Source organism: Pseudomonas fluorescens, assembly GCF_902497775.2.
GTDB lineage: Bacteria > Pseudomonadota > Gammaproteobacteria > Pseudomonadales > Pseudomonadaceae > Aquipseudomonas > Aquipseudomonas putida_F.
On sequence record NZ_OZ024668.1, the window covers coordinates 1,999,997 to 2,013,051 of the forward strand.

Annotated in this window: 12 protein-coding genes; 4 read left to right on the forward strand and 8 right to left on the reverse strand. The window is 63.3% G+C overall.

The features are described 5' to 3' along the window. Positions 1-17 precede the first annotated feature (17 nt). The 5 genes from F8N82_RS09110 to F8N82_RS09130 form a co-directional block, all read right to left on the reverse strand. On the reverse strand, positions 18-1,340 hold the full coding sequence (locus F8N82_RS09110) for a di-heme oxidoredictase family protein (RefSeq protein WP_038994945.1): 1,323 nt from the start codon (positions 1,338-1,340) through the stop codon (positions 18-20). After that, the gene (locus F8N82_RS09115; protein ID WP_052251440.1) at positions 1,337-2,638 is read right to left on the reverse strand and encodes an ABC transporter substrate-binding protein; all 1,302 of its coding nucleotides are present in this window, start codon (positions 2,636-2,638) and stop codon (positions 1,337-1,339) included. Before F8N82_RS09115 ends, F8N82_RS09110 begins: the two co-directional genes overlap by 4 nt. Then, positions 2,625-4,667: a TonB-dependent receptor plug domain-containing protein gene (locus tag F8N82_RS09120; RefSeq protein ID WP_038994946.1), complete on the reverse strand. Its 2,043-nt coding sequence runs from the start codon at positions 4,665-4,667 to the stop codon at positions 2,625-2,627. Before F8N82_RS09120 ends, F8N82_RS09115 begins: the two co-directional genes overlap by 14 nt. A gap of 200 nt (positions 4,668-4,867) precedes the next feature. Then, a complete protein-coding gene (locus F8N82_RS09125; protein ID WP_038994947.1) occupies positions 4,868-5,143 on the reverse strand; it encodes a hypothetical protein in 276 nt (91 codons plus the stop codon). Positions 5,144-5,304: 161 nt separating this feature from the next. After that, complete coding sequence (locus F8N82_RS09130; RefSeq protein ID WP_038994948.1) at positions 5,305-5,925, reverse strand: hypothetical protein; 621 nt, start codon at positions 5,923-5,925, stop codon at positions 5,305-5,307. 164 nt (positions 5,926-6,089) lie between these two features. Here F8N82_RS09130 and F8N82_RS09135 point away from each other — a divergent pair, with 164 nt between their 5' ends. Next, a complete protein-coding gene (locus F8N82_RS09135) occupies positions 6,090-6,803 on the forward strand; it encodes a tellurite resistance TerB family protein (protein ID WP_038994949.1) in 714 nt (237 codons plus the stop codon). Between the two features lie 142 nt (positions 6,804-6,945). After that, positions 6,946-7,497: a YdeI/OmpD-associated family protein gene (locus F8N82_RS09140; protein ID WP_095163308.1), complete on the forward strand. Its 552-nt coding sequence runs from the start codon at positions 6,946-6,948 to the stop codon at positions 7,495-7,497. 74 nt (positions 7,498-7,571) lie between these two features. On the opposite strand, the gene F8N82_RS09145 is transcribed toward F8N82_RS09140, so the two are convergent. From F8N82_RS09145 to F8N82_RS09155, 3 genes are all read right to left on the reverse strand, one after another. Continuing rightward, the gene (locus F8N82_RS09145; RefSeq protein WP_038994950.1) at positions 7,572-8,369 is read right to left on the reverse strand and encodes an aminoglycoside adenylyltransferase family protein; all 798 of its coding nucleotides are present in this window, start codon (positions 8,367-8,369) and stop codon (positions 7,572-7,574) included. 264 nt (positions 8,370-8,633) lie between these two features. Beyond that, positions 8,634-9,557, reverse strand: coding sequence for a hypothetical protein (locus F8N82_RS09150; RefSeq protein WP_038994952.1), 924 nt, complete (start codon positions 9,555-9,557; stop codon positions 8,634-8,636). A gap of 54 nt (positions 9,558-9,611) precedes the next feature. Next, positions 9,612-10,184, reverse strand: a complete 573-nt coding sequence (locus tag F8N82_RS09155) for a LuxR C-terminal-related transcriptional regulator (protein WP_038994953.1) — start codon at positions 10,182-10,184, stop codon at positions 9,612-9,614. A gap of 137 nt (positions 10,185-10,321) precedes the next feature. Here F8N82_RS09155 and F8N82_RS09160 point away from each other — a divergent pair, with 137 nt between their 5' ends. Both F8N82_RS09160 and F8N82_RS09165 read left to right on the forward strand, forming a co-directional pair. Continuing rightward, on the forward strand, positions 10,322-11,500 hold the full coding sequence (locus F8N82_RS09160; protein ID WP_095163305.1) for an acetyl-CoA acetyltransferase: 1,179 nt from the start codon (positions 10,322-10,324) through the stop codon (positions 11,498-11,500). Positions 11,501-11,502: 2 nt separating this feature from the next. Further along, complete coding sequence (locus F8N82_RS09165) at positions 11,503-13,044, forward strand: class I adenylate-forming enzyme family protein (protein WP_038994955.1); 1,542 nt, start codon at positions 11,503-11,505, stop codon at positions 13,042-13,044. The last annotated feature ends 11 nt before the right edge of the window (positions 13,045-13,055 follow it).

The following is a 13,055-nucleotide window of genomic DNA, read 5'->3' on the forward strand; positions in this document are numbered from 1 at the left end:
AAGGGCTCTGCACCAATCTACAGTGAGCGCAGGAACTCCAGTAACACCTGGCGTTCCTGCCGCGAATAGCCTGCAAATCGCTCCCGCGCCACCGCCGCTTCACCGCCATGCCACAAGACTGCCTCCTCAAGCGTACGCGCCCGGCCATCATGCAGGTAGCCGGCGCCGGGGTTGATCCGCTCGAGCAGCCCCAGGCCCCACAGCGGCGGGGTGCGCCACTCGCGGCCGTTGGCCAGGTAGTCGTCACGCCCATCCGCAAGGCCTGCGCCCATGTCATGCAACAACAGGTCGCTGTAGGGCTCGATCTGCCGCGCAGACAACAGCGGGTAGAGCGAATGCTGGCCAGTACTCAGGCGAGGGCGGTGGCACTGGGCGCATCCGGCCTCGTTGAACAGCTGCTCGCCACGCTGCACCTCGGGCTTGTGCTGATCGCGGCGCGGTGGTGGCACCAGGTGCGCCAGATAAAAATGCAGGTCGCCCAGTTGCAGGGCATCAAGCTCCGGTTCACCGCCACTGACTGCCTGGCGACAGGCCGTTTGTAGCGCGGTGCAGTTTTGTTCGGGATACAGCGGCGAAGTAATCCCCAGGTCACCATGCATGGCGCTGGCAATCTGCTGACGCAGGTCCGGCTGATTTGACTTGAGGCCAAAGCGCCCGGCCTCAAGGCGCTGGCGCTCGACACTCCACACCTGGTTGACGCGCCCCTTCACCCCATTGGGCTTGGGCGCGTCAGCAAGGGCTTGCAGGGTGCTGGGGTCGATGGCTTCAAGCAGGCCCAGGCCGAACACCGGTGAGCCGACCCGCAGCGAGGTGCGCACGTTAGTTAATGGGCCGTAGGCCAGTTCGCTGAAACTCAGACGTGGCGAGCGCAGGCTGACCCGCTCGCCATCGGCCAGGGTCACAAACTGTTCCTCCCAGCGAATATGCGCACGGCCTTCGCCGGCCACGCCGGGAATGCCCAGCTCATTAAGCTGATCGCCATAGGCCGGATGCGGCAGGGGCCCACCATGGGCATCGCGTCCGGGCAGCGACAAGCGCACCAACAGCGTGCGCAGCGGTTCGTGTTCGTTTGCCGGAGCCTGGCCACGGCCATTTTTCGGGTGGCAGGCAATGCAGCTGATGCGGTTGTACAGCGGCCCCAGGCCATCGACCGCTTCGTCCCGCGAGGGGGCGACCACCCAAGCCTGGCGGAACAGGCTGCGGCCGTGAAAGAAGCGCTCCAGTTGCGGCGGGTCTTCCAGGCCCGGCAGCGGCTGGGCGAAGGCTTCACGGGTGACGGCGGCGCTGGCCGACTGACTCAGCAGCATGCCCAGCAGCAGCCAGCAGCCGTAGCGCTTCACAGGCCCATGGCCGCAAGCAGGCGCTCGGCTTGCGCCTGTTGCCGGGCGCTGTGGAACTGCCAGGCGATTTCCTCACGGCCCAGCGCGTCCTTGTCGCTGACCGGCTGGCGCAGCATGCCCTGGTCCTGACGTTGGGCAAACAGCGCCAGCAACGGGGCCGACGTGGCTTGCTCCTCGTCGATGGGCGGTACGCTGAGCAATGCACGTACGGCTGTCAGGTCACGGGCCTGGGCTTCACCGGCATGCACCCGCGCCCACAACGCGCTGAGGCGTTCATGGGGTTGGCCAAGCCATTGCTCGAACAATGAGGTGATCAGCGCCAGGCGTTCAGGCGAACTGTCGTCCGTGTAGGCATAGGCGCCCTGGCGTGCCGCGGCAAAGGGGTCGTGATAGCCCGCCGGCAGATCGGCGTACACAGCGGGGCGCACCGGCAGTTTGCGAATATCCGGATCGGCCAGCAGGGCTTGACCCTCGGCTGACAGCACAAAACGCACAAAGGCCCGCGCGCCCTCGACCTGCCGGGCCTGGCGGGTGATGGCGATATGTGCCGGGTTGAGCCCGCCATGGGCCGGGTAGATGAACTCGACTGATTCGCCATTGCTGACCGCCGAGGCCACGAAGAAGTCGATCGACACGCCAACCGCCGAGCGCCCGCTGGCCACCTCGTCACTGACCAGGGTACCGCCACGAGCGACCAGCCGCGATTGCCCGGCGAGCTCGCTCCACAGTGCCCAGCCCTTGTCCCAGCCGTAGGCCTGCAGGACGATGTCCAGCAGCACCGGGGCAAAGCCTACCCGCGCAGGATCCGGCAGGGCGATGCGCCCGCGTAGGCGGGCATCGAGCAGCTCCGGCCAGTCCTTCGGGGCACCCATGCCGAGCTTGGCCAACTCGCCCGGATTGATGGCAAAGCCGTAACCGGCAAGCTCGGTGGCCTGGTAGCGAGCCGCACGATCGCGCAGGGCGATGCCGCCAATGCGCGGCGGCAAGCCTTGCAGGTCGACGCCCAGCGGCTGCCAGTCGGCGTCCTGGGCCAAGCGTTTGAAGTTGCCCGGTGACGGTGCCCAGTAGACATCAACGCCGCCCTGATCGGCCTGGCGCAAATAGGGCAGGGCATCGAAGCCCTGGCGCCAGAGGATCTGCAAGCGGTAGCCAGGGTTGGCGTGCTCGAAGGCCTCTTCGAAGCGCGTCATCATCTCCTCGGGGTAGCTGGTCAACACCACCACCGGCTGCGGCGCTGCCGCCTGGACACTCGCCGCGCCCAGCAGCAGGGCCAGCAGCCAGACCTTAGAGCGGCACATTGAACTGTACGAAGTAGCTGCGGCCAATTTCCGGGTACCCCTCGCTGTATTCATAAAGGCGATCGAACAGGTTGCGGATGCCCGCCTCGATACGCACGTCGTTGCTGAAGCGGTAGCCGCTCTTGAGGTTGTACACCGCGTAGCCGGCGCTCATCTGGCTGCCATCGGACAGGTTGTAGCGCCGCGAGGCCGCTTCAACGTTGGCGGTGTGGCGCCAGGCATCAAGGTTCAGGCTGGCCGAGGCGAACAGGTTGTGGCGCGGCGTATCGATCGGGTGCAGCGCGGGATTGCTGCGGTTTTCGCGGTCGAGGTAGGTGTAGCTGGTGCTCAGTTCCCAGTCGCCCAGGTCACCGCGCAGGCCCAGTTCGACGCCCTGGTTACGGGCCTTGGCGATGTTCTGGTACTGGCCGCACGGCGCCGCGCAACCGGCCACTGGGGCCACCGTGACCTGCTGGATGGAGTCTTCGATGTTGCTGACAAACAGCGCCGTGTCGAGGGTCCATCGGCGGTTGATCGCGCCGCTGTAACCCAGCTCGTAATGGGTGGCGCGTTCGGATTTCAGGTCGGGACTGGGGATCACCGTGCCAAAGCGGGTCGAGTAGCGGTCCTTGATGGTCGCGAAGCGGCTCTTGCGCGCTACGGTCAGGCGCACCTGCCCGTTGTGGTCGATGTTCAGCAACGGTCCGGTGTTGATGAACAGGCCCAGCTGGCTGTTGAGCGCATCGTCGCTGCCGGTGGGCTCGTCATACAGGGTCTTGACCCTGGGCGAGGCGGCGCTGGTGCCGAAGTTTTCAGCCTCAAGGCTCTTGCGGTAGTTGTACGACACGCCGCCGACCACGCTGAAGATGTCGTTCAGGCGCAGGGTGTCTTCCAGGGCGACGGACTGGGTCTGGTCGCGAAAGTGGGTTTGTGGGTCGCTGCCATCGCGGGCGCGGTGCAGGTCTTCCTTGAAGTGGTAGGCGATACCCAGACGGTTGCCCTCGCTCAGGGCCAGGTCGCCTTCGACCGAGAAGCCGGTGGACTCATCATCGTACTTGCTCGGAAAACCAGGCTGCATGGCGCCATGAATCCCGTTGTTGTAGACGAAGCTTTCCAGCGAGTTCTTGAAGGTGTCGCGATACACCCGGGTTTTCAGACCGTGCGCGCCGAAGCGGGTATTGGTTGCGAGGAACAGGCTGGTCTTGTCCCATTTCGGCCATTCCCACCAGCGCTTGCGCTGGCCGGTGGCAGGCAGGTCGCCGGCGTAGGGCGGCTGGCCCTTGCGGCCTTCCTGCTGGACATAGCCGAGCACGTATTCGTCGGTGTCGTTGGGGGTAAAGCCAAGCTTGAAGTTGAACTTGCCATCGCGCTTGTTGCTGTTTTCGCGGCGGCCCTTGCCTTGCTGATTGTTGGTCGGCTCGAAGTCGTCCGGCAGCATCGTGTAGTCGTAGTCGACATAGGACACGCCGCCCTGCATCCACCACGTGCCCTGGTTGGCGCCGAGGTTGGCATAGCTGCGGTAGGCGTTGACGTTGCCGTGATCGGTCAGCTCCAGGCCGCCGCCCACTTCACCCTCGAAGGCCTCGGTGGGCCGTCGGGTGATCAGGTTGATCGCCCCGCCGAGGGTGTTGGGGCCATACAGCAGCGAGGCGAAGCCCTTGGCCACTTCGATGCGCGACAGGTCGTAGGTGGTGAAGCGTCCCAGGTCGATATTGCCGTCATAGGGCACGTAGGTGGGGATGCCGTCGATATACACTGGCACCTGCAGACGGTCGAAGCCACGCACGTACACCACTTGCTCGGCGCGCCCGCCCATGTAGGCGAGGTTGACCCCGGGCGCCAGGGCCAGGGCGCGGTCGACGGTCTCGCGGTCATGCAGGCGCATGTCTTCGAGCTCGACGACGCTGCTGCCGGTGGCCAGCGCGTCATCCTGGGGGGCGGAAATCTGGATTTCACCGAGGCTGAAGGTTTTTTTCGATTCTGCCAGGGCGGCCGGAGCGCTGATGGCGGCCAGGGCGAGCAGCAGGGTACGGGGGACGAACGGGGTCATGACGCTCCTTTGTCGGTATCGTTATATATTTTTCTATATAGCGAGTGACGCAAAACGACCGACAGCTCCCTCCCCGGGACCATCAGGTCGAATCAATCAAGCGGGCACGCGCAACGGCAGAACGGCGCAGATACTAGAGCCAGGCGCGGAAATTGACAACGCTATATATAAATATATATAGCGAATGACTTACAGGACGACTAGCGCTTGCACTCGGCCAGTACTACTTTGCAGGTCTTGGGCAGGCCACCGGAGCGGCCGGCGTAGCGGATGCAGTTGTTCATGGATTTTTGCCGGGCGATCTGCAGGGTCGCGCCCCAGGCCAGGCCACCTTCACCGGCCGTGGGCACGGCCTTGGCGTGGCAGTTGGAACCGGCGTTGGCCGCCACGTAGCGGGCTTTGGGTTTGCTTGAGCAGCCGGCCGTCAGTGCCAGGCAGAGGGCGAGCAGGCAGGTGGTGAAGGTGGTGCTGTTCATGTCAGAGGCTGTCCGGATCGCCGAAGGGAGCTGTGCCCGGGTTGGCCCCGGTGTACGCAATTATAGGTTCTTAGCGCGATGCCGGGGGCTATGATCCTGGGCTTGGCTGCTTGAGGCTGCGGGCGCCGCCAAAGCCTTGCAAGCCTTAGGGCGCTTGCATGCTATTTACCGTGATTTTTGCGAGATTGCGAAACCGGCATCGAGGATTCGCCCGCGATTCGCTTGACCAGCGCAGCATGAGCGCTGGCTTGGTCGCTGCGGGAAATGACCTGGATGACGGCCATGCGATCGCCGGAGCCTGCGATAAAGGTGCTGTTCAAAGTTTTGCCGCCGCCAAGTGTCGCCGTACTGTCGATTTGTCGCACTCCTAGGCCGTTGCGGTTAAGGCGCGATTCGCCGGTTTGTCGAAAGTCCGGCAGCCCGGCGCTCTGGCGGTTGACGAAACCACTGACGGCGCCGTCGAGGAAGGCATCGTCGTTGTCGCCGGGGCGAGACGCTTCGGGGAGCGGTTTTTCGATCACCATGACCACGCGCTTTTCCTGCGCATTGGCATACAGGGTACCCATGGCGCCGGCGCCTTCGCTGCTCTGTTCATCGGCGCTCAGGGGGCTGGCGATGAAGCCGGCCGGCAGGTTGAAGCTGAACTTGCCGCCGAGTACCGCGACCTTTACTTCAGGTTTCGGCTGGGTGGTGGTCTTGCTGGCGGCATGCAGATTCGACAGACCCAACAGGCCGACGACGGCCAGGGTCAACGTCAGGATTGTTTTGTTGAAAATCGACATACAGCCTCTCGTGGGGCATGGGGCAGGGCAGGGTGGATATGCTCACATAAACCTGCCTGCTCGGTAAGCCCTGGGTTCCCCGTCGGCTAGACGGTCATGGCAGATCGCCTTGAGGGGGCTATCGTTGCTTGTCTGGACAACGACTACTGACCGAGGGCGGTGCTATGAACACCAGTGATCTACTCGAACAGCTACTTCGGGCCGGGCAGGGCTCGCAAGCGCAACAAGGCAGCAGCGGCAGGTCAGCGCAAGACGGCCTGGGCGGTTTGGGCGGCTTGCTGGGCGGTCTGTTGGGTGGCGGCAGTGCAACGGGTGCTGGTAATGGCCTGGGTGGTTTACTGGGCGGCTTGTTGGGTGGCAGCGCTGGTGGATCTAGCCAGGGGCGCTCCGCTGGTGGCGCCAATTACGCGGCCCTGGCGTCGTTGGGCATGATGGCGTTCCAGGCCTATCAAAGCTGGCAGCGCAGCCAGGCGGCAGCCCCGCAACAGGCGCTGCGTACTGTCGATCAATTGTCCGGCCTCGAGGCCGAGGGTCACAGTCATGCAATCTTGCGCGCGCTGATTGCGGCAGCCAAGGCTGACGGTCGCATCGACAAGCAAGAAGAAACGTTGATTTACGATGAAATCAAACGTCACACCAGCGACCCGCAACTGCAGCAATGGCTGGATGAGGAAGTCAGCAAGCCACTTGATGCTGGCGAGGTGGCGCAGTCGGCCCAGGACCCGGCCATGGCTGCGGAAATGTACCTGGCCAGCGTGATGCTGGTGGATGACCAGCAGGACGCAGAACGGGCCTACCTTGACGAACTGGCCGGCGCACTGCAGATCGATCCGGCATTGCAGGTGCACCTGGAGCAGCAGGCCAAGGGCGTCGCCTGACCGGGCTGAGATGCCTGCGCTCTTCATCAATCAGGTAGGAGCGGGCTTGCCCCGCGATTCTGACCATGAAAATTGTCTGTCATGCTGCCATGACCCTATCGCGGAACAAGCCCGCTCCCACCGTCTCACGAAGAACGTTGCAATGACAACAATCGATGTGAAATCCCGATTCGAAGCAAAGCTTCTTCGTCCGGCAAAGCCTGGTAATGAGACGTCGTGGGCGTTCGTAGTACTGCCAAGAGACGCGAGTGAACAGCTTCCGAGGCGAGGAAGGACGACAGTTGAAGGCTCAATCAATGGGCACCATTTTCAGGCAACCCTTGAACCGGATGGTCAGCTGAGCCATTGGTTGCAGGTAAGTACAGAGTTACTCGAAGCCGCAGGTGCGGCCGTTGGGGATATCGTTACACTAGAGCTGACCCCAGTGAAGAGTGAACCCGAGCCTGACATCCCGGCAGATTTTCAGGAGGCACTGGTAGCCACTCCTGAGGCTCGTATAGCCTGGAATAATACGACGACCATCGCACGAGTAGACTGGATACACTGGATTACTTCAGCCAAGCAACTGAAGACGCGCGCAAAACGAATTGGCAGTGCCTGCGATATGCTTGCATCCGGCAAGAAGCAGGTTTGCTGTTTCGACCCGTCCGGCTACTACAGTAAGGCCTTCTGTGCGCCCGAGGCAGAAAATTAGTAAATGGAACATTCCGTTGAATACGCCTGGCAACTATCGACCCGAAGCGGCCTCGCGCTTGGCGCAACGTCAACCTAGGCAGACTTCGAAAGTTCGCCCTCAATTTCCCTTTTGCAGAACCGGATAGTTGCCTCGACTCGGTCCGGGAGCATTGCCAGTCCGTCTTCCTGACCGCTGAGGTAAGCGTCGGCCGCGATCATCATGAGGGCGGCGTGTTCAGGCGGTAGACGTTCGCTGACCCAGGCAGCGGCTGCATCTTTCGTGGCAATTTTGCCGGTGGCTGCACTGAACCAGATGCGCGCCAAAGCCAATAGGACGTTTTTCTCGTCTCCATTCCAGTCTGACTGCGCTTTCCACTGAGCGATGGTGTCGGTCAATGCCGATACGAAGTCGGCCGCTGGCACGGCCTCGAAAAGGCACACGGCTTCGGGGCCGTGCAAGGGCATGCTGTGAAGCCGTAACTTGGTCATCAGGATAGCGAGGTCGGGGTCGACCATGGCCGATGCAAAGCGGCCGGCCTCTATGTCGTTGCGCAGCCATTCCCCAAACTGCATTTCGCGCTTCGGGGGGTAGCGCCAAGGCCTGAGTTCGCTGAGGGCGACCACTGTAAGCTCCAGTGCTCTGAGTACAGCGCTGCTACCGGGCCAAGCCGAATGCACCAGAAGCGCTTGCATCAACGCATGCCGAGAGGTTTCGCATAGCGGTACATCAATGGTGGCCATGAGGTCGATATCGCTTAGCGGCTTCAAGCCACCCTCTAATGCCGAGCCGTACAGGTGAATCGCCCGGAGGTTATCGCCCAGATGGCGCTCAAGAACAACGCAGACCTCTGCAAGTTGAGGCGTGATTTGCGCGGGAGGCGTGGCGGTCATGGGTGAGCTCCAGGCATGGGAGTGAGGACTCCCTAAATGGAATAGTCCGCACTCTAACACAGGCACTGGTAGGCGCTTTTGACCGACAACTGCCCTAGCGAACCGACTTCACTCGCCATGTCCAGCGCCCCAACGGGCTGTTCTGCGCCGCCTGCACAAACACCCCGTAGTCTTCGAGGTAGTGGTAGCTCTCGGTCCATTCAGAAGTAGCCGTTTTGTGCTTGGAACAGCTCAGCGGCTTGGCCATGCCTTGCAAGGCGGGGTTTATCTGACTGGCTGGCAGATGCCGTTGAGCACCAAGGCGTCGTATCGATAGTGCAAAGCCTCTAGCGTCAAGCGCGGTTGCGGCAGTTGCAGGGCATCGATCGCCGCCAGCACGGCTGGCGCTGCCTTGGGCGTATCCAGCTGTGGCGGCAGTGGCGTGCGCATAGGGGGCGTAGCCATCTGGGCCCAGCTGGCAGCGGGCTGGCAGGCCGCTTCGATCAGGCGTTGTTGTCCGCGATCGGCCTGTGCCAGCGGTGCCATTGGGGTGTTCAGATTGATCTTGCCCTTGTACACCCGGCCGTTGTCGTCCACCTTGAAGTCGCTCAACGGCTTGAACGTGCGCTGCTTGCAGTCGATGGCCAGGCGTTCATGCAGTTGTGCAACCTGGCTGTAGCCTGCGGCGGCTTGATAGTGAGCAAGCTGAATGCTCGTCCAGATCTTGAGTACGCCATCGTCGTGAATCGCGCTGTTGCGGTCCAACACCAGCCAGTCTTGACCTGGCGCGGTGTCTAGCGCTCGCCAGTCAGGCACGGCGCGATAGGCGCAGGCATTTTTGAGTTGTTCGCTGCGCTGCAGCACCTGCAACTGTGGTTGCGCAAGGCTGCTGGATTCGTCGTTGTCAGAAAACGCCTGCATCCCCTGGTTGGTTGGATAGAACATGCTGGCGCTGGGTTGGCTGCAGGAGGCGTCAAAGCGGGCGACCCAGGGGTTGCTTGCGGAGGGCGCGATCATGTAGGTGATCTGGTCGCCTTGACGGATGATCGAATCGGGCGCCGCCGGTTCGTTGATCACTCGTTCGAACACTTCAAGGCCAGGGTGCTGGGCCGGTGGTTGCGGCTTGGCCAGTGGTTGCGGCTTGGGCGGGGTGCTGCAGGCGGCGAGGGCAAGCGGGAGGGCTAATAAAAGCGAGAAACGGGCATCCATGCAAAAAAGCTCTTGGTCGAAAAAAACGTGATTTTATCTGACCTGCGCTAGCGCTCAACTGATGAAGATAATCTTCGACACCAGCTCCGCGCTGTTCTTGGCCTGCAGCTTCTTCATCAGCCGGGCGCGGTGGACTTCCACGGTGCGGTGGGAGATGCCCAGCTTGCGCGCCACTTCCTTGCAGGTCAGGCCGTTGACGATATGCAGCGAGATCTCCCGTTCACGAGGGGTCAGCTGGATGGTCGGCGCCGGTTGGCGGTCCAGGCGCTCGAAATGCCAGACCATCAGCTTGAACGGATCGTCGACTGTCAGCGAAAACCCGTGGGCGCGGGCCCAGAACACCTCGCCATTACGATGCTGCATGAAGCGCTCGTCGGAGTAAAAGGCGCCGGGGCCGTTGCGCAGCCAGTGTTCGCTGCGTTCGCCGATGCTCTGGTAGTCGGCGTGGGAGGGGTATAGCAGCAGGGTCAGGTTGCCCTGCAGTTGCTCGCGCTGGTAGCCGAACAGGCGGACGAACGCCTGGTTGCAGTCGAGCATCCGCCGGTGTCCGGTGATCATCTGCGGAGCCGGGGAAACCTGGAAGGCCAGGCGCTCGAGGTCCTGAAATTGCTGGGTGTGTACGCTCATCGGGCATCCTGCCTCGGGTTGGTCGGCGCGCCCCCAGGGCACTACTTACTGACGTAAGTAGTTGCCCCAACTAGCGTGGGATTCGGGCGCTGAATCATTGTATGGAATACGCGCTTCAAGGACAGAAGAAAATCACCATGACTCACGACTCCGTATCCATCGTCGCTGCCGCCCACAGCCCTTTTGGTCGCCTGGACGGCCTGAACCTTGAGGACCTGATCGTCCAGGTCACCCGCGAGGCCCTGGCGGACGCCGAGATCGACGCCGCAGAAATCGATGCGCTGTTTCTCGGGCATTTCAACTCCGGTCTGGTGGCCGATGGCTTCCCGGCCTCGCTGATGCTCCAGGCCGACCCGCAACTGCGCTTCAAGCCCGCCACGCGCTGCGAGAACGCCTGCGCCTCGGGATCGGCGGCGATACAGGCCGGGATCAACGCGATCCGCAGCGGCGCCGCCGAACTGGTACTGGTGGTCGGTGCCGAGAAAATGACTGGCAACAGCACCGTCGAAGTCACCCGCGCCCTGGCCGGTGCCGGCTACCAGAACGCCATGCAGGAGGCCGGCCTGAGCTTTGCCCAGCTGTTTGGCCAGGTCGCCCAGCAGTACGCCGAGCGCTACCACAGCCCCATGGCCTCGATGGCTGCGATCGCGGTGAAGAACCACGCCAATGCCATGGCCAACCCGCTGGCGCAGATGCACCGGCTGATGGACTTCGAGCACTGCAACAATGTGTCTACGGGCAACCCGCTGATCGCACCGCCGCTGCGCCTGACCGACTGCTCGCTGATCAGTGACGGCGCGGCGGCGATCATCCTTGCTTCACCGCAGCGGGCCCGTTCGATGCGCCGCCAGGTGGCGATCCGTGCCATGACCCAGGTCAACGACTTCCTGCCCTTGTCGCGCCGCGACGTGCTGGCCTTCGAGGGACCGCAACGGGCCATCCAGGGTGCCCTGCGCGAGGCCGGCGTGACCCTGGGCGACCTGAGTTTCGCCGAGGTCCATGACTGCTTCACCATCGCCGAACTGCTGATCTACGAAGCCATGGGCCTGGCGCCCAGGGGCGAGGGGCACCGGGCCCTGGACGAAGGCATCGTGCGCCAGGGCGGGCGCCTGCCGGTGAACCTGTCCGGCGGGCTCAAGGCCAAGGGGCATCCGGTGGGCGCCACCGGGGTTTCGATGCATGCCCTGGGCTTCGCCCAGCTGGTCGGCCAACCCATCGGCCTGGGTGTGCCCGGTGCCGAGTTCGGCTTGCTGTTCAACATGGGCGGCATGGCCGTGGCCAACTACGCCAGCGTCCTGCAAGCGGTCAAGGCCTGAGCATGAACATCGCCCATTGGCTGCGCGATGCAGCCCAGCGCTGGCCGCGGCGGGCGGCCCTGTTTGAGGGGGTGCGCGAGGTCGCCGACTACCAGGCGTTCGCCGCACAGGCCCGAGCCTGCGCCCTGCAACTGCGCCACGAGTACGGCATTGTGCCCGGCGAACGGGTGGCGCTGCTGATGAAAAACAGCTGCGGCTATCTTGAACTGCTGTATGCCATCTGGTGGAGCGGGGCGGTGGCGGTGCCGATCAACAGCAAGCTGCACCCACTGGAAGCCGCCTGGATCGTAGACAACGCCGGGGCCCGGCTGGTCTATACCGATGACGGCCAGGTGTTCGACAGCACCTGCTTGCCGGCCGGCTGCCGCGAACTGGCGGCACCCGCGCTGGCCCATCAACAACCGCTGCCGGGCGATGAGCTGCTGGAGCCGCACCCGCGGCAGGACACGGACCTGGCCTGGCTGTTCTACACCTCCGGCACCACCGGGCGCTCCAAGGGCGTGATGCTCTCCCATGGCAACCTGATCGCCATGTCCTTGTGCTATCCGCTGGACGTCGATCCGGTGGCCGCTCAAGACGCGGTGGTGTATGCCGCGCCGATGTCGCACGGTGCCGGCCTGTACAACTTCATCCATGTGCGTTGTGGCGCCCGCCACGTGGTGCCGGCGTCCCGCGGTTTCCAGGCGACGGAGCTGTTCGAGCTGGCGCAGGAACTGGGCCAGGTCAGCCTGTTTGCCGCGCCGACCATGGTCAAGCGCATGGTCGACCAGGCCCGGCAGCAGGGCTACGACGGCGCAGGGATCAAGACCATCGTCTACGGTGGGGCGCCGATGTACCTGGCCGACCTCAATCAAGCCCTGGACACCTTCGGCCCGCGCCTGGTGCAGATCTACGGCCAGGGCGAATGCCCGATGAGCATCAGCGCGTTGTCGCGGGAGACCATCGCCGACCGCGAGCAGGCCGACTGGCCGCTCATCGCCGCCTCGGTAGGGCGTGCCCACGCCTGCAGTGAAGTACGGGTGCTGGACACGGCAGGCCAGCCCCTGACCTCTGGCGAACCTGGGCAGATCGCCGTGCGCGGGGCAGCGGTGATGCAGGGGTACTGGAACAACCCGCAGGCCAGCCGCGAGGCCCTGGTGGACGGTTGGCTGCTTACCGGCGACATCGGCTTTTTCAACGAGCAGGGCTACCTGACCCTTACCGACCGCAGCAAGGATGTGATCATCTCTGGTGGCAGCAACATCTACCCACGCGAAGTCGAGGAAGTGCTGATGCAGCACCCCGAGGTGTTCGAAGTGTGCGTGGTGGGTGAGGCCGACGCTGAATGGGGCGAATCGGTAGTGGCCTTTGTGGTGCTGCGCTCGCCTGAGCGCCTCGATGCACAGGCGCTCAACCAGTGGTTTCTGGCGCGCATGGCCTCGTTTAAAAAGCCGAAAAAATACTTGTTTTGCCCCGAGCTGCCGAAGAACAGCTATGGCAAGATTCTCAAGACCCGCTTGCGCCAGTGGTTGCAGGACCCCTCGGAGCTTCTGAGCAACCTCTGAAGCGCGGCATT